General features: G+C 44.3%; 14 protein-coding genes and 1 tRNA gene. 10 read left to right on the forward strand and 5 right to left on the reverse strand.

What is annotated here, in order from left to right; translation table 11 throughout:
- Window positions 1-90: 90 nt before the first annotated feature.
- From V7R35_RS00380 to V7R35_RS00395, 4 genes are all read left to right on the forward strand, one after another.
- Window positions 91-843 carry a UTRA domain-containing protein gene (locus tag V7R35_RS00380; RefSeq protein ID WP_334012553.1) on the forward strand — a complete coding sequence of 251 codons (753 nt, stop codon included), beginning with the start codon at window positions 91-93 and terminating at the stop codon, window positions 841-843.
- Between the two features lie 132 nt (window positions 844-975).
- Window positions 976-2670, forward strand: a complete 1695-nt coding sequence (gene hutU, locus V7R35_RS00385) for a urocanate hydratase (protein ID WP_334012555.1) — start codon at window positions 976-978, stop codon at window positions 2668-2670.
- A 3-nt stretch (window positions 2671-2673) separates the two neighbouring features.
- Window positions 2674-4224 carry a histidine ammonia-lyase gene (hutH, locus tag V7R35_RS00390; protein WP_334012556.1) on the forward strand — a complete coding sequence of 517 codons (1551 nt, stop codon included), beginning with the start codon at window positions 2674-2676 and terminating at the stop codon, window positions 4222-4224.
- Between the two features lie 72 nt (window positions 4225-4296).
- Entirely contained in the window at window positions 4297-4788 is a 492-nt protein-coding gene (locus V7R35_RS00395; protein WP_334012558.1) for a CreA family protein, read from the forward strand.
- A gap of 59 nt (window positions 4789-4847) precedes the next feature.
- Here V7R35_RS00395 and V7R35_RS00400 read toward each other — a convergent pair whose 3' ends face one another.
- A complete protein-coding gene (locus V7R35_RS00400; RefSeq protein ID WP_334012559.1) occupies window positions 4848-5606 on the reverse strand; it encodes a MipA/OmpV family protein in 759 nt (252 codons plus the stop codon).
- A gap of 166 nt (window positions 5607-5772) precedes the next feature.
- On the opposite strand from V7R35_RS00400, the gene V7R35_RS00405 reads away from it, so the two are divergent.
- Window positions 5773-6669, forward strand: coding sequence for a BadF/BadG/BcrA/BcrD ATPase family protein (locus tag V7R35_RS00405; RefSeq protein WP_334012560.1), 897 nt, complete (start codon window positions 5773-5775; stop codon window positions 6667-6669).
- Window positions 6651-7787, forward strand: a complete 1137-nt coding sequence (gene nagA, locus V7R35_RS00410) for an N-acetylglucosamine-6-phosphate deacetylase (RefSeq protein ID WP_334012562.1) — start codon at window positions 6651-6653, stop codon at window positions 7785-7787. The genes V7R35_RS00405 and nagA overlap by 19 nt, the downstream gene beginning before the upstream one ends.
- Before the next feature lie 70 nt (window positions 7788-7857).
- Here nagA and V7R35_RS00415 read toward each other — a convergent pair whose 3' ends face one another.
- Together V7R35_RS00415 and V7R35_RS00420 are read right to left on the reverse strand one after the other, a co-directional pair.
- Window positions 7858-9450, reverse strand: a complete 1593-nt coding sequence (locus tag V7R35_RS00415) for an ABC-F family ATPase (RefSeq protein ID WP_334012564.1) — start codon at window positions 9448-9450, stop codon at window positions 7858-7860.
- A gap of 128 nt (window positions 9451-9578) precedes the next feature.
- Window positions 9579-11033, reverse strand: coding sequence for an esterase/lipase family protein (locus V7R35_RS00420; protein ID WP_334012566.1), 1455 nt, complete (start codon window positions 11031-11033; stop codon window positions 9579-9581).
- 541 nt (window positions 11034-11574) lie between these two features.
- Here V7R35_RS00420 and V7R35_RS00425 point away from each other — a divergent pair.
- From V7R35_RS00425 to V7R35_RS00440, 4 genes are all read left to right on the forward strand, one after another.
- Window positions 11575-11955: a PA2779 family protein gene (locus V7R35_RS00425; RefSeq protein ID WP_334012567.1), complete on the forward strand. Its 381-nt coding sequence runs from the start codon at window positions 11575-11577 to the stop codon at window positions 11953-11955.
- Between the two features lies 1 nt (window position 11956).
- Window positions 11957-12910: a PA2778 family cysteine peptidase gene (locus V7R35_RS00430; protein WP_334012569.1), complete on the forward strand. Its 954-nt coding sequence runs from the start codon at window positions 11957-11959 to the stop codon at window positions 12908-12910.
- Between the two features lie 57 nt (window positions 12911-12967).
- Window positions 12968-13366, forward strand: coding sequence for a hypothetical protein (locus V7R35_RS00435; protein ID WP_334012570.1), 399 nt, complete (start codon window positions 12968-12970; stop codon window positions 13364-13366).
- 148 nt (window positions 13367-13514) lie between these two features.
- Window positions 13515-13727, forward strand: a complete 213-nt coding sequence (locus V7R35_RS00440; protein WP_334012572.1) for a hypothetical protein — start codon at window positions 13515-13517, stop codon at window positions 13725-13727.
- 86 nt (window positions 13728-13813) lie between these two features.
- On the opposite strand, the gene V7R35_RS00445 is transcribed toward V7R35_RS00440, so the two are convergent.
- A tRNA-Ile gene (locus tag V7R35_RS00445) sits at window positions 13814-13890 on the reverse strand.
- A 113-nt stretch (window positions 13891-14003) separates the two neighbouring features.
- Window positions 14004-16751, reverse strand: a complete 2748-nt coding sequence (locus V7R35_RS00450; protein ID WP_334012573.1) for a choice-of-anchor B family protein — start codon at window positions 16749-16751, stop codon at window positions 14004-14006.
- Between the last annotated feature and the right edge of the window lies 1 nt (window position 16752).

Raw genomic sequence — 16752 nt, forward strand, 5'->3', positions numbered from 1 at the left:
CGATTCACTTAAAATAAGTTTACTTGTACATACTTGTATATACAAGTATGATGTTGCCAAAATGTTAACAATAATGTCGTAATCTGTACTATGCAGCCACGCTATATACACATCAAAACACTATTACTCGATGCTATAGAGGCAGGTGATATGAGGCCTGGTGATCAGGTGCCATCTGAAAACCAGCTCGCTCAGACACATGGTGTGAGCAGAATGACCGCGCGCCGCGCGCTAAGTGAAATGGTTGACGAGGGTATATTGATGCGCAGCCAGGGGGTTGGTACGTTTGTATCGGATCACCGCCCAATGAGTTCGATGCTTGAAATAAAAAGTATTCGCGATGAAATAGAGCAGCGTGGGCACCGTTACACTAATCACATTTTGGTCTTAGAGACCTTGTTGGCAGGCACAGTGCTGGCTAATAAGCTAGCTGTAAACGAAAAAGCCACTGTGTTTCGAAGTGTTATCGTACATTGTGAAAATACCTTACCGGTGCAATATGAAGAACGTTGGGTAAATCCAATGTGGTTACCCGACTACTTGGAAAAAGACTTAACATCCCAAACTGCAAACTTTTACCTAAACGAAGTAGCACCATTAAGCCAAGCTGATAACAGTGTAGAGGCGGTGCTTGTTAATCAGGATATAGCAAAGGCACTGATAATAAAAAATAATGAGCCTTGTTTAAAAGTATCTCGCAGAACCTTTACCCGTCGAAGCCTTAACGATACATCTTTAACTCCATCTACAACCAATACACAAAGCACCAATAGCGTAGTGAGCTACGCCGAATTGTATCACCCAGGAAGTCGCTACCGGCTGGGGGGACATTTGGAATTCTAGTGGCGTAAATAGAAGTTACAGCAATACCCTTATGCGCGAGCAACTAGAGCAAATAAGTAATTTCGAAAATATTCTCGCGCCAATGCTAAAGACCATTATTACATGCGTCATTCATGTTATTAGGAGAGAGTAATGAAACGTTTTGACCCTACAAGAGAAATACGCGCGCCACGAGGAAATACGCTCACGGCTAAAAGCTGGCAGACTGAAGCCCCTTTGCGCATGTTAATGAATAATCTTGATCCTGAAGTTGCAGAACATCCACAGAATCTTGTGGTATATGGTGGCATTGGCAGGGCCGCGCGTGACTGGGGTTCGTACGATAAAATTGTGGACGTGCTAAAACGACTCAATAATGACGAAACACTTTTGGTTCAATCGGGTAAACCAGTAGGTGTATTTCCAACACATGAAAATGCACCTCGTGTATTAATTGCAAACTCCAACTTGGTACCGCATTGGGCAAACTGGGAACACTTTAATAAGCTCGATAAAGACGGGCTCATGATGTACGGGCAGATGACTGCAGGCTCGTGGATCTATATTGGTTCGCAGGGGATCGTACAGGGTACTTACGAGACCTTTGTGAGTGTTGCTAAAAAGCATTTTGAAGGATGTGCTAAGAACCGCTGGATCTTAACGGGTGGACTCGGTGGAATGGGAGGGGCGCAGCCTCTTGCGGCCACGATGGCTGGTTTTTCAATGATTGCAGTAGAAGTTGATGAGAGTCGAATAGATTTTCGTATTCGAACGGGATATGTCGACAAAAAAGCCACATCGCTAGACGAAGCATTAGATATGTTAAATGATGCAAAAGTTCAAGGAACACCAATTTCGATTGGGCTACTGGGTAATGCAGCTGAAGTATTCCCATCACTGCTCGCCAAAGACATCATTCCTGACGTAGTCACCGATCAAACCAGTGCACATGACCCGCTCAATGGTTATTTACCAATGGGATGGTCAATGGAACAAACCGCACGTCAACGTACAGTTGATGAAGCCAGTGTCGTAAAAGCTGCAAAGCAGTCAATGGCGCTTCAAGTAAAAGCAATGTTAGGTTTTCAGAAAGCCGGTGCCGCAACGCTTGATTACGGTAACAACATCCGTCAAATGGCATTAGAGGAAGGTATTGAACATGCATTCGATTTTCCGGGTTTCGTGCCAGCTTACATTCGCCCTCTTTTTTGCCAAGGCATAGGTCCATTTCGTTGGGTTGCATTATCTGGCGATCCCGAGGATATCTATAAAACGGATGCAAAAGTTAAAGAGCTTATTCCTGACAACCCTCATTTGCACAACTGGCTAGACATGGCCAAAGAGCGTATTCAATTTCAAGGCTTGCCTGCGCGAATTTGCTGGGTGGGTCTTGGTGAACGTCAAAAACTAGGTTTGGCCTTTAATAAAATGGTAAGAGATGGTGAGTTAAGTGCTCCCGTTGTCATTGGGCGTGACCATCTTGATTCCGGATCTGTTGCATCACCAAATCGCGAGACGGAGTCAATGCTTGATGGCTCTGACGCAGTATCTGATTGGCCGTTACTTAACGCGCTTTTAAACACCGCTGGTGGTGCCACCTGGGTAAGCCTTCATCATGGTGGAGGGGTAGGTATGGGGTTTAGTCAGCACTCCGGTGTGGTGATTGTATGTGATGGCTCAAAAGAGGCCGATGAACGTATCGCACGTGTTCTTCATAATGATCCGGCAACAGGTGTAATGCGACACGCTGATGCTGGCTACGACATCGCAAAGACATGCGCTAAAGAACACGGACTTGATTTACCGATGGTCAACACATCTCAGCCAGTTAACGATGGGAAGAAATAAAGCATGTCTAGTACGTTAAATCTTATACCCGGTACGCTTACTCTTTCTCAGCTGCGAGAGGTCAGTCGTAAGCACGTCCCTTTGTTTCTAGACAAAAATGATACTGTTGGTGCTAGAGCTAGGATAAATGCAGCGGAACAGGCTGTATTAAATGTTATTAAAGAAGGCCGCACGGTTTACGGCATTAACACCGGCTTCGGATTGCTTGCTAATACGCGTATTAATGTTGATGAACTCGAGCTATTGCAACGCAGCATAGTATTATCTCATGCCGCAGGCACCGGAGACTTCATGTCCGAAGGTACGGTGCGGTTATTGATGCTGCTCAAAATTAATTCCCTTGCTCGAGGTTATTCTGGAATTCGTTTAAGTGTCATCGAGGCACTCATTCAGCTATACAACGCAAAAGTGTACCCGGCGATCCCTGAAAAGGGGTCGGTTGGTGCTAGTGGCGATTTGGCGCCATTAGCACACATGAGCGTTGTATTACTTGGCGAAGGTGAGGCTTTCTACAATGGACAAAGATTGTCGGCGAAAGACGCGCTGTCAATTGCAGGTCTTGAACCTATATCGTTAGCGCCAAAAGAAGGGTTGGCATTACTCAATGGTACTCAAGCATCTACTGCTTTTGCTCTGCAAGGTTTGTTCTACGCTGAAAACGCACTCACCAGTGCAATTGGAATTGGTGCGCTGACCGTAGAAGCCGCGCTTGGCTCGCGAGTGCCGTTTGACCCTCGCATTCACGAAGTACGTGGTCATCAACCTCAAAGTGATGTGGCAAAGGCGCTAAGAGAACTGCTTGCAACATCAGATATTGGTAATTCACACCATCGCTGCGAGAAAGTACAAGATCCTTATTCACTTCGCTGTCAACCACAGGTTCTGGGAGCCTGTTTACAACAGATGCGCTTTGCTCAAGAAATACTAATTACCGAGGCTAACGGGGTTAGTGATAATCCGCTCGTTTTTATACGCGATGACGGGCAAGATGACATTTTGTCTGGTGGTAACTTTCATGCCGAAACCGTAGCAATGGCAGCCGATATGCTTGCCATAGCGCTATCTGAAATTGGTGCGTTGTCAGAGCGAAGGATGTCGTTAATGATTGATACCCATTTGAGTGGTTTGCCCCCATTTTTAGTCGAAAATGGCGGTGTTAACTCAGGGTTCATGATTGCCCAAGTAACTTGTGCAGCACTGGCGAGTGAGAACAAAACACTGGCACATCCAGCGTCAATTGATTCACTACCTACGTCTGCCAATCAGGAAGATCATGTTTCAATGGCCACGTTCGCAGCTCGCCGGCTTCGAGATATCTTCGATAATGTGTCAGGCATATTGGCTATTGAATGGTTAGCGGCCTGCCAAGGGCTCGATTTTCGCAAGCCACTTAATACAAGTAAAAGACTTCAAATGCTCAAGACATTGCTTAGAAAAAGTGTGCCTTTTTATGAGCAAGACAGGTATTTTGCGCCCGATATTGAAGCAGCAAAACGACTTATAAAACAACATCAGCTTATGGACGCGACACAGCTCAATATGTTGAATGATTAGGTAAGACACCCCATTATAAAATGGAAGGGCAAATCGTGACGGTTAGCTCGCGTAAAATATAAGGAAGGCGTAATGAGAACTAGGTTTAAGTCATACTTGTTTTTCAGTGCAATTGGAGCGACGTTACTTGGACTTACTGGCTGCAGCGACAGTGAAGTAGGGGATGTATCGTTAGGATTATTTACTACCAAAGATATCAAAATAGATGCGCTTCAAGACCCTATCGTAACCGGGGTAACGTGTCACATTTCTAGTATCGAAGCTGACTTGGACTTATCAGACCCTTCAGATAGCGCGATAGCATGCAGACAAACCGGACCAATTACTGCGCCTATGCTTGCAGCAATAGATAAGTCAGACTCTGGCGAAGTCATTTTTAAGAAGTCTAAAAGTGTATTTTTCAAGAATATGAAGCTTCGCCGTATCTACGATGAAAAGGCAAAAACATTGATTTATTTGTCTTACAGCACGAAAGAAACATCGGGAAGTTACAAACACAGTTTATCCACCGTGCCTTTGTGGGAAACTCAGGCATTTACTAATATGCAGCCCGCAGGAAATTAGCCAGAGGTGCACGGCTTGGTATTTACGGGGAGAAAAAAGTGCAAGGCCGTGCGCATCATTTAGAAGAAGCGTGTGTAAATAAGCATGGCGTTCATTGCCATATCGTCGTCGGTAATTGGGCTGCCGCTTATACTGTCATCGAAAAATGTTGCGCCAATCTCGAAACGAGTCATTCCACCTAAAAAGCGCCGGGTTGATACTGCTAATGACACTTCTGTGTTAATGGCACTATCACCCTGATATGCAGCTCGCGAAAGCGTTGCTTCCTCGGTTCGTACACCGTAGTAGTAATCTACATAGTTGCTGTCTTGGTAAGTAACGCCAATGGCAGGCTCTATCATGAAGCCCTGAATTATAAAGGTTTTCCCGGCGCTAGCTGTCATTTGAAAGCCGTCGAATTTGCCCAAAATATCCGCGTTACCTGATACTGAAAATGCCCAGCTATCAACGTTATAGTTCACACCCAATCCGGCTGCATAGCTAAAATCTCTATCTTCCATACCTTCAAAAACCGGGCTGTCATCTTGCTCATACCCAGCAAATACTGGCACCAACTGCGCTTCAATAGTCAGCTGCCGTTCTTGCAACAGTTGATAACTAACAAAAGGCCCGTAAATACGCAGGCGTTCACCTACATAGCCAATAATAGGGATTGGGATAATACGGTTATCAAAATCAGTGTAAACATCTTGCGCGGCGTTAATACCGAAACCATACATCCAGCCTTGTGGCTGCTGAGGAGCTTGTGCGAGAGCGGGGAAAGAAAAAGCGATGGTTAAGCTTACAGATGAAAGAAGACGGTGAACAAGTTTTGTCATTAAAGTATTTCCTTTTTACTGACTATACATAGCGCTGTTGTGCTTCGATCAGTTTAGATTGCATAATGTTTATTCAGACGATGCCCAGTAATAGATATACTTGGCTATTAGAAGATTTTACGCGCTGTGGTAATCTGAGCCACTAATTAGAATATTTGGAAATTACGTGAGACAACAGTTTGTCATTGGCATCGATGGCGGAGGAACGCGTTGCCGTGCATTATTGAAAGATATAAACGGTAATGTGTTAGGTCGTGCTGAAGCGGGGCCAGCTAATATTATGAGCGATGCTCAGCAGGCGATGTCATCAATAGTTACAGCGTGTAAATCTGTTATTGCGCAAACTTCATTGCCCATATCATTAAAGGATGTGTCTGTATGTGCTGGCGTTGCGGGAGCAAATGTACCCGACGCAAAATCGCATTTTCTTACTCTTGAGCACCCATTTGCTGAATTAACCGTTATCAGCGATGCACATGCCGCTTGTTTGGGCGCACATGGCGGTAGCGAAGGTGTACTTATCATTTGCGGTACAGGCTCTTCGGGAACGGCTTACTTTGATGGCGCGTTTACCGATAAAGGCGGCTACGGGTTTAATATAGGTGATCAAGCAAGCGCAGCATGGCTGGGCCAAAAAAGCGTACAGCATGCGCTGCTGGCGTTTGATGATGTACAAAAGCGTAGTGAGCTATCTTCGCGTGTAATTGATTATCTTAAGGTGACAACGCCATTGCAGCTGGTGCAAGCTGTATCTTCATACACGCCAGATAACTTTGGCAAGTTAGCGCCTATTGCGGTAGAGGCAATGGATAATGGTTGCGATATCAGTCACGGCCTTCTTGCTGAGGGAGCTGCTTACCTTACGTCGCTCACAAAATCTTTATTGGCATCTACAAATACGACGTTACCTCTTTGTATTGTAGGAGGAATGGCACCTGTGTATTTACCTTTTATTGAACAAAATTTGAAAGAGCAGCTAGTAAGGCCGAAATTTGATGCACAGCACGGCGCTATATTTTTTTCCAACGATGAAAGACAGTTACTATGCAGTGCATCACAGTAGACAACGTCTTATTGCCCTCTGGTTGGCATTATCACCAAACACTTGAAATTGAAAATGGACGCATAGTTAATATTCGTAGCGCGACTGAAAGAGAAAAAGCGTTGAGTGTTAACGGCCGTTTATTGCCGGGCTATGTAGATGTGCAAGTAAATGGCGGTGGTGGCGTGCTATTTAATGCGAAGCCTTCTGCTGCTGCAATAGAGACAATGGCATTGGCACATTTGCGTTTTGGCACAACATCAATGCTGCCAACAATAATCACAGACAACGCCGACACCATGACACGTGCTGCAGATGCGATAGCAGAAGTATTAGCGGCTGGGCCTGAGTGTATAAAAACGCTTATTAAGGGCATTCATTTTGAAGGACCTTTTTTAAGTACTGCGAAAAAAGGCGTCCACGACGATAGATTTATTCGAGTGCCGTCAGACTCTGAAATAGCTACTATTACACGCAGCGATCTCGGTGCCGTATTAGTAACCATTGCGCCAGAAAGTGTTAGCTCTACGTTTATAGAAGAGTTGGTGAGTGAAGGGGTAGTGGTATCCATTGGGCATACTAACGCTACCTTTGAACAAGTACAGCGCGCCATTGATGCTGGGGCTACAGGCTTTACACATCTATACAATGCAATGTCAGCGCTCACTTCTCGAGAGCCTGGCGCTGTTGGAGCCGCGTTAAGCAATGCGCAAACGTACAGTGGCTTTATTATCGACCACCATCACTTACACCCTAAAAGTGCGGAAATTGCGCTTAAAATAAAGGGTGAAGACCGTGCAATGTTAGTAACCGATGCGATGGCACATGTGGGGAGCGATATCTCTCGTTTACCTTTTTTCAATACTGAAATTGTACGCAGGGGCAATAAATTGACCACGCCTGAAGGTACGTTAGCGGGCTCTTGCTTGGACATGCACAGTGCACTTGTTAATACTTACAGCGACTGCGGCATATCACTTGAGGCCGCCAGTAAAATGGCAAGTATCACGCCAGCAACGTTTATGAACTTGCAGCATGAAATTGGCAGTATTGAGGTGGGTAAACAGGCCGACTTTGTTTTACTTGATAACAGTCAGGTGTTGCTTCAGGTATGGAGTAGCGGGCGCAAAGTATTATAGCGACACGTTAAAGGCCAAAAGCCCTGTGGGCATATGGCCTTTAACTTATTTTCTCTTACCTGTTGTCAGCTCAGGCGTTTTCTTTGTGTGCAAGAAACTCTTCGTAATTGCCGTCAAAGTGGTTTAATTTCTTATCTTTAATTTCAATGATTTGCGTAGCCAATGAAGATACAAACTCTCGGTCGTGACTTACAAAGATAACGGTGCCGTCGAATTTATAAAGCGCATTGTTTAACGCTTCAATGGATTCCATATCCATGTGGTTGGTAGGTTCGTCCATTAGCAGCACGTTAATGTCTTCAAGCATCAGCTTTCCAAACAATAAGCGGTTCTTCTCACCACCCGAACAAACCTGAACACGCTTGTTGAAGTCGTCTGATGTAAATAAAAGTCGTCCCAGCATACCTTTAATATGCAAGTCATCGTGCTTAGGGCTTCGCCATTGACTCATCCACTCGAACATAGTGATGTCTTCAGCAAAGTACTTGGCGTTATCTTGCGGAATGTAGCCAATCGCTGCGTTTTCAGCCCACTTGTAGCTACCTGCTGTTGGCTCTATATCGTTTACCAAACACTTAAGTAGGGTGGTTTTGCCAGCGCCATTTTCGCCGATAATGGCAAGGCGTTGGCCCGCTTCTAATAACAGGTTTGCGTTATCAAAAAGCGGTAGTTCAGGATAGCTATGGCCTAGCTCTTCCAAGGTTATGGCTAAGCGATGAAGCTTTTTGTGCTGTTTAAAAACAATGTATGGCTTACGTCGGCTAGACGCTTTAACTTCCGCCAATTCAATTTTTTCTAAACGACGTGCTCGTGATGTAGCTTGCTTCGCCTTCGATGCATTTGCCGAGAAGCGCGCAACGAAGTTTTGCAGCTCTTCAATTTCAGCAGACTTTTTTGCATTCTCTGCGTGAAGCTGTTCTTGAACTAACATAGCGGCTTGAATGTAGTCGTCATAATTACCTGGGTAAATACGCAGTTCGCCGTAATCAATGTCGGCCATATGTGTGCACACAGAGTTAAGAAAGTGTCTGTCGTGCGAAATAATAAGCATGGTTGATTTGCGCTTATTTAATTCGTCTGCAAGCCAGCTAATGGTGTAAATGTCCAAGTTGTTGGTTGGCTCATCTAAAAGCAGAATGTCTGGCTCAGCAAATAGCGCTTGGGCTAAAAGTACCCGCACTTTTTTACCTGGAGCGACTTCTTTCATTAAGCCAAAGTGGTAGCTTTCGTCGATACCCGCAGAGGTAAGAATTTCGCCTGCGCGTGCTTCTGCGGTGTAGCCATCCATTTCGGCGAACTGGGTTTCAAGGTCGGCAACGCGCATGCCGTCTTCTTCGCTCATTTCAGCTTTACTGTAAATTTCGTCTCGTTCTTGTTTAACCGCCCACAGTTCACGATCGCCCATAATTACCGCGTCTACAACGCTAAATTCTTCAAAGGCGAACTGGTCCTGGCTTAGTATGCCTAGCTTTGTACCTGGCGCCATCGACACATTACCTGAACTTGGAGTGAGCTTACCGCTCAAAATTTTCATAAACGTCGACTTGCCGCAACCGTTCGCACCAATAAGGCCATAACGGTTACCGTTACCGAATTTAGCAGAAATATTTTCAAATAATGGCTTAGAGCCAAATTGCATTGTGATATTCGCGGTAGTAATCAAAACAGGTATCCAAGGGGGTAAAACAAAAGAAGAGATATTGGTGGTGTAGATCACCAATATATAAAAGCGCGCGCACTATAGAGAATTGTGCCGACTATGTCGAGGGAATTTTAACCAGCGCAGTAGCCTTAATGCCGTTTTGATAGCTTATTGACAATAAATTCAATGGCCGTGTAGTTTTGAAACGAGTTATGTGAAGAACGCACAATACGCGTTTCCTTTGCATCAGCAATGTACGCACTGGCGTAGCTAACCACTGAATCTGATATAGCATTGCATTGTATGCTGCCACTGCATGTAAGGGCGCCAGTAGAGCCAATAATTGAATAGCTTTCGCCCTGCACGGAAATAGTGTCTAGGGCATTCATTAGTGGGTGGTTAGGCCTTAGTACTTGCACGCTATCTGGCCCGTAGTTCTGTAAAAAAGGCAGCATGGCTACAGTTAACCGGTCTACGCCAACTCTGTCGATAAACTGTTTGAAAAGGGTTTTAAAATTATACGGCAGGCTTATAAGGGCAGATCCAATAGTGCCAATGATACTATTTGCCACATCAGACCCTCTGTGAGGGGTATCTAAAAAGAAAACCGTATTGTTGTAAAAAACGGGCGTAAACAAAAATACGTCGGCCAAGGTCGCGTCTTCACTGCCAAGCAGTTCATCAGGAGGAGCAGTAAACGTAGCATCCCACAGCTTTTGGTCTGAATGGGTAGTGAGTAATTTAGAAATAATGCCGCCCATGCTATGACCAATAAAAACAGCATCTTCAAAAGTATTCCCTGTTTCCATTTCAAGGCGTAGCTTCAAGTTGCGAAGCTTGGTTCTAACACGCATGGCGTTGTAAAATGGTGGCGGGCCAGATGGGTAGTAAACATGCCATATTTGATAGCGACTATACAGACTAGGTGTGTTTAATATTGCCATGGTAAGGTGGCGCCAAATAAGTGGGTCGGAATTAAGCCCGTGAGTCATGATAATAGGCGTTTTGTCTGCCGATAGCGGGCCAATACTAAATACGCCCATTCTGCTTTCTGCCTCTTGAGGGGTTGTAAACCCTAGCCAGCTAAAGTTGTGAATGTCGGCGTTTTGTAAAAGCGCCAAATAGGCCGCAGAAGGTGAATAGCGCAATGCATACTGTTGAGAGCCCATGAGAATATGTTGCGCATTACTGACAGGTTTGGCGGTTAATTCTATGTGGATACGCAAACCGCTAAGTGAGATGTTGGTTGGATAAATTGATAGCGCCGAAAACCTTCCTTCAAGCGGATAGTTGTCATCAATACTAGTACCGTCTTCCCGCTGGTTAGTTTCTCTACCTACCGCTGCAACGCCTATTTCGCCAAATATCTTCGGTGATAGCCGTTCATCGGTTGGGGACATATCATCAACTAAGAAAATATTACTTGGGCCGGTATATTTTACCTGAATCAGGTTGTCATTTTTATCGCGATGACTGAATAAGATGCTGGTAGCGTTATTATATTTTTCTAAAGCTTTGCGTTTTTGTTTATCGGTTATGTCTTGTCTAGAAAGTAGCGCCGTTGTGCAGTGCAGGGTAAGTGCGATATCCAAAGAATTTGTCATAGTTTGGGTTTGGCAGCGCTTAAAAAGATCATTGGTATTTATCAACGATAAATGGGGAAGAAAGCCATATCCGTAGCTGGGTGCAAGGGAGGTGGTGTTGTTATTTTCTCGATAAAAATCGTTAGATGAACAAGCGCTAGTTAAGCTAACAATGATGAGTAAAAAAACACTACAATAAAAATTATGCACCTGTTTTCAGCCTTTGTTTTTGTTAGTGCAGCAAAAAGTGCTTATACCCTTTTCATGAGTATTACTGTCGTTCTGTAATACTGCTTTTTTACGCTGAACCACACTCCCAATGTCATGTTGGCCTTATCGTTGCAGCATTTGCTTCTGTAATAGTAGCGTTGTGAAAACACATACGCAAAAACCATTAAAGTTGGCAATGGTCGTTTTTAGTACTGTTACTAAGCATCAATGTAAACATGCAAAAATACGTGCAGTGCGAATACTGTGAAATACAGTCAGGTTTTAAGAAATACGATATAACCGTAGCATTAGTTTTTACATAACCCATTGCCATTAGCAAGAAGGAAGCATTATGAAAGCACTTAAATCGATAGTAGTGGGTTGTTTTACCGCAACAGTTCTAACGGCAGGCAGCGTTCACGCTGAAGCAATAAGTTCAGACACAGTTATGCAAGCGCAAACGGCTAACTACAACAAACAACAGTTAGTTGCCATGGTGAATCGTGCAGACGTGCAAAGTAAACTAGTTGGTTTGGGTGTAGATACTAACGATGCTATCGCTCGTATTAATGCTATGACCGACAGTGAAATTGCACAGTTGAATGAAGAAATTAATCAAGCGCCAGCGGGTGGTATTGTTGGCGCTGTGTTAACGGTGCTTGCAGTCATTGCCATCTTAGATCTTGCCGGTGTTACCGACGTGTATCCATTTATTCGTCCGATCAGCAGCTAATATGGTTGATAAATTAATTCAAAGAGCCTGCCTGTTTGCAGGCTTTTTATTGTTAGTGGGTTGCCAAGGTACGCCTCAAACTGACCAGCTGCGTCAGCAAGGGCTGGCTAACCTGCCACCACCGCATACCATTTCCTCGGTACCTTTTTACCCTCAACAGCAATATTACTGTGGTCCTACAACACTTTCCGAAGTGTTCGGGTTTTATGGCGTAAATGTATCGCCTGACGATATTGCTCCAAAGCTCTTTATTCCAGATAAAGAGGGCAGTCTTCAGCTAGAGATGGTAAGTGCTACTAGGCAGTATGGTTTTTTACCTTATACCGAGCGCGGTACGTTAAAATCGATTATGGCTATGGTAAGCGATGATGTTCCTGTAATCGTCTTTCAAAACCTGTCTATTCAGCTTTTACCTCAATGGCACTACGCTGTAGTCATTGGGTTTAATAGCGAAAAAGGCACAATCACCCTACATACAGGAGTGACAGAAAGCCACGAAATGTCTTTCGAACTTTTCGAGCGCACTTGGGGTAGAGGTAATTATTGGTATATGACGCCAGTTCCGCCTGGGGTTACGTCAACCGAAATGATACCCTTTAACTATACCCAAGCCGCATACGACATGCTTAAAGTGGGAGATAAAGACAAAGCCATTGCCTTTTTGGAAACGGCGACACAGCAGTGGCCAAAAGAATGGCTAGGGTACTTTTTGCTGGCTAACCACTATTTGAAGAATGACGCTGAAAAATCGCAGTATTGGTTTGAAAAAGGCTTTAGTGTTGGGCAGTATCAAGCGCCTTATATGCACAACTATATTGTAGTGCTGCATCGGCTGGGAAATAGTCAGCGAGCCAACGACTTGCTCAATCAGGCTCTCAAACAGTTTCCTGACAATAAAGATTTAAAAGACCTAGCTAACAAACACAATATGACACAATTAAGTGCTTTGAATTAGCGGCAAACCAATTATCATCTATTATTAAAACAGCGATAAAAAAAGTTTTAATAAGGTATGCCAAAGAAACTAAGTAAAACGTCTGTACAGTACGACAATGGTATTGTAACAGTAACGCTGAATGGTTTATTCAATGAACACAGTGCCCATGACTATAGCAAGGAGCTTTTTGGCTTAGTAAGAGAGCTAAATGGAAAGCCCTTTGCATTGCTAGCCGATATTCGTGATGTAAAGGGAGCAACCCCTGATGCGTTTGATATTTTGAGTGAAATAATTGGAAAGCTACCCAACATGGGGTTGTGCGCAAAGGCGTATGTTTATGAAGGCTTAGTGATAAAAGGCATCATGTTTCAGCGCATTCCTAAACTTAAAGAAATGGAATATTTGTTTTTTACCGATTTCGATGAAGCTCATGATTGGCTTAGTGACGAGTTTATGAAGAAATCAAATACCTAGTTATTGTGGAGCTAGAGAGCAAAGCGCTTCACTAGAAGTTATATAAATGTTTCATCGGAAGCTATATAGCGACAGATAATCTTTCAACTTTCCTAACATCCTTCTATAGTCAGATTACTTACCAAAAACTACAAGGATTGAAGTTAGTATGTCTTCACTACCTCCACCAGATTTTCTAAAACACTTAGTAGCAACTTCGCTCGATGATTCGGAAATTGAGGTGCACAAGGAAAACCTTACTACAAATCATGACGACGGTGGCTTCGAATATATTCATCTTGTTACATTAGAAACTCGCAGTGAGTACGAAAATCGGACTCGTTGGGGTTCTTTCAAGAACTGGTTGCGAAGTAAATTTTAAGCTTTTAAGCCACATTGATTGGGTAGAACCCACTGTCTTGTGTCTTTTGTTCAAAATTGGGTTTGTTCGGATATTTGTAGAAAAAATGGTGGCCCCACCCTGACTTGAACAGGGGACCTGCCGATTATGAGTCGGATGCTCTAACCAACTGAGCTATAGGGCCATTTTAAGATGCGTTGTGGTATTTCGTTACCAAAACAACCACAAGCGAGCGCAAGTATAAGCAGTTTTATTTGCCTTGTCACGCCTCGCTAGTGGCTTTATGGAGCGTTTGCTTTATTTTTGTTCAGTACGTCTTCGGTACACAGTAAATACAGCTAAAGAAACAAGTAACCAAAGGCCAGTTGAACCGCCGCCACCGCCATTGTTTGCTGGTGGTGTAACGTCTTCTACGGGAGGCGTTTCAACAGGAGGTGGATCTACAGGTGTCGATGATGCTGGTTCTTCAACTTCAACAATAACCGTGTCGCTACTTACTACACCAAACTCATCGGTGGCCGATAGGCGGAATTCTAGAGTTGTTGGATTGTCTGGCGTAGTAAAACTGGCTGAAAGCGAACTAGCATTCATTATAGTGACGGTCTCTCCAGACACTTGCGACCATTGCGTGCTGGTTAGTTCGCCTTCAGGATCTGCTGCAGTGCCATCCAATGACTGGCTAGTTCTTAGTAAGGCCGTAAAGTCGTCACCCGCATTCACAATAGGTGCCTGATTACTTTCATCATCTTTAATCGACACCGTTGTTTGCGTAAAGCTGCCCAATAGGTTGGCATCGTCAGCACTAAGTACTATTGAAAATTGTTCGGTGTCTTCGCTAGCCGTATCGTTTAGCAGCGTTACTGAAATTGTTCTGGCGCTTGTGTCGCCTTCTTGCCAGCTTAGTGTACCCGTTAGTGCTTCGAAGTCTTCACCTGCAACGGCTGTATCGCTTTCAAGCGCATAAGCAACGTTAAGCTCGCTTTCGCTTCCGCCTTGACGTGTAACTTCAACGTCAAGTTGTCCATTGGTTTCCAGCACCGAAATTGCAGTAGTACTTAGTTCAGCTTTGCCCACTTGTGCAACGCCTTGAATTTTCACCATGTTGCTTCCAAGCCCTGGCACAAGTCCACCGCCCTGTGGGTTAAAAAGGCGTACAAAGAACAGCTCGCTAGGTTCATCGTCTGCATTAGCTTCAATGTTTAGCTCGATATTTTTTGTACCGGTTTCAGCTAACCCCCACGTTAGTTCACCTGAAGCTAATGTAACATCGCTGCCATCAGCCGAACCTTGAATTACTTCATAGTTCACCGTTAGCGCGTTGTTACCGCTTTTATTCACGGGAACGTTAAGCGTTGTGTTTGCCGCGGTTTCTAACGTCGATTGCGTAAAGCCAACGGTAGTTGTGCTGCTTAATGTGTTGTCTTTAAGTACAAACAGGCCTCGCTGCCTGTCACTCACAATTATATTACCGCTAGGAAGAAATGGGTAAACGCCCCACGCGCCGTTAAAATTACTCGAGTTAAAGTCGGGGTAAGTGTCGAAGAAACCAACTTGTTCAGGTGCTGTCGGGTCTGAAATATCCAGTATGGTTAGTCCACGCTCATAGTTGGAAATATAGTAGCGGTTACCACGTACATAGCCGTTGTGATCGACTGTAGTGTTGTCGCTTACCCACGTTGCCGCCAACACAGGGTTAGTAAGCGATGAAATATCAAATACCATTACACGGGTGTTCAAGCTGAACTGGCGTTCGTCAATTTCATCGTGAACAAAAGCAAAACGTTGGTCTTCAGTTACCCAGCCACTGTGTGTGTAGGCAACGTTGTCGTAACTAATACTGCTAAGCTCAACCGTGCTATTTTGTACGGTATGATCCCACAGGCGCATTTCCGACTCGTTAAAATCAAGCATAACTGTGCAGCCATTGGTGTTGCCGTTAACGCAGTCGGTTTGGGCACGACCATCGGTAACAAACATCGATGAAATGTCGTGTGTATAATCTGCCCTTGTTAACCCGTTAGGCGTAAAACTTGCTGCAGGTGTTTGTGGCGTGTCTAAGTTGTAAGAACGAAATGCACCACCGTTAGAGGCTTGGCCAACTAAATGTAGCTGAGCAGCGGCGTTATTAATGGTGGTGTTGAATGTGTAATTAACGTTAGACACATAAATATTGTGAGCGTTGTTATCGTCTCGGTTTCTTGAAGATAAGCTAACACTATTTGGCAAGTCATTCAGGTCGATAATTGAGAAGCCTTCGCTTTCAGAACTCGCATAAGCAAAAGCACGCCAGCGACTTGATGTATGGTCGTAGTACTGCAGTACTTTAATATCACGCCAGCCAGTACTTCTTCCGGAAACTTCACCCACTACAGTAGGTGAAGTAGGTGTAGTGATATCTACTACCACAACGCTTGAGTTCATACCTACAATGGCATATTCACGCTGCGTGTTTAAATCAATATGGCCCCAAATGTCATTCACGTCATTCGATACGTTGGATAGTTGATTGATAGTGACTCGACTTAACAACGACACATTGTCGCAAGGATATCCGTCGGCAAGGCCATTTTCACATGCAACGTTGGTGAGATTTTGTTGTGAAACGTTATCTTGTGGTAAATGAGCAATGGCTTCGCCGCTTTTACCGTCTGATATTGTATTAAACCCCTTAAGGTAAAGTGATTCCGACAAATAAGCTGGCGTATTAACAATAGTGGTATTGTTTACGGTAGGGTTTTGCACTTGAAAATGATCGATACGAGAAAACCCACCCAACACCGGCATTAGGCTATCATTTAATAGTAGGCTTTCAATATTGTCTTCGAGTTTGTACGTGCCCTCCGCAACCAGTAGCCTGTCACCTTTACTTGCTTGTCTTGCGGCATAAGCTAATGTTTTACACGGACGAAAGCGGTTGTTGCACTGTCCTTCATCTATACCATCTGCAGCAACAAAGCGCGCTTTATCGTGATCTATGTGTGCGTATGCACCTTGACTAGTAAATGCCAAAAGCAGCACTATTAGGGAAAAAAGAAATACTCTCATA

This window comes from Alteromonas sp. S167, from assembly GCF_036864375.1.
Classification (GTDB): Bacteria; Pseudomonadota; Gammaproteobacteria; order Enterobacterales; family Alteromonadaceae; genus Alteromonas.

Excerpts from the sequence above, each read along its gene's own strand:
- V7R35_RS00440 (WP_334012572.1), top strand. The coding sequence starts at position 13,515 with ATGTCTTCACTACCTCCACCAGATTTTCTAAAACACTTAGTAGCAACT.
- V7R35_RS00395 (WP_334012558.1), top strand. The coding sequence starts at position 4,297 with ATGAGAACTAGGTTTAAGTCATACTTGTTTTTCAGTGCAATTGGAGCG.
- nagA (WP_334012562.1), top strand. The coding sequence starts at position 6,651 with ATGCAGTGCATCACAGTAGACAACGTCTTATTGCCCTCTGGTTGGCAT.
- V7R35_RS00425 (WP_334012567.1), top strand. The coding sequence starts at position 11,575 with ATGAAAGCACTTAAATCGATAGTAGTGGGTTGTTTTACCGCAACAGTT.
- V7R35_RS00380 (WP_334012553.1), top strand. The coding sequence starts at position 91 with ATGCAGCCACGCTATATACACATCAAAACACTATTACTCGATGCTATA.
- V7R35_RS00450 (WP_334012573.1), bottom strand. The coding sequence starts at position 16,751 with ATGAGAGTATTTCTTTTTTCCCTAATAGTGCTGCTTTTGGCATTTACT.
- V7R35_RS00435 (WP_334012570.1), top strand. The coding sequence starts at position 12,968 with ATGCCAAAGAAACTAAGTAAAACGTCTGTACAGTACGACAATGGTATT.
- V7R35_RS00430 (WP_334012569.1), top strand. The coding sequence starts at position 11,957 with ATGGTTGATAAATTAATTCAAAGAGCCTGCCTGTTTGCAGGCTTTTTA.
- V7R35_RS00420 (WP_334012566.1), bottom strand. The coding sequence starts at position 11,033 with ATGACAAATTCTTTGGATATCGCACTTACCCTGCACTGCACAACGGCG.
- hutH (WP_334012556.1), top strand. The coding sequence starts at position 2,674 with ATGTCTAGTACGTTAAATCTTATACCCGGTACGCTTACTCTTTCTCAG.
- hutU (WP_334012555.1), top strand. The coding sequence starts at position 976 with ATGAAACGTTTTGACCCTACAAGAGAAATACGCGCGCCACGAGGAAAT.
- V7R35_RS00400 (WP_334012559.1), bottom strand. The coding sequence starts at position 5,606 with ATGACAAAACTTGTTCACCGTCTTCTTTCATCTGTAAGCTTAACCATC.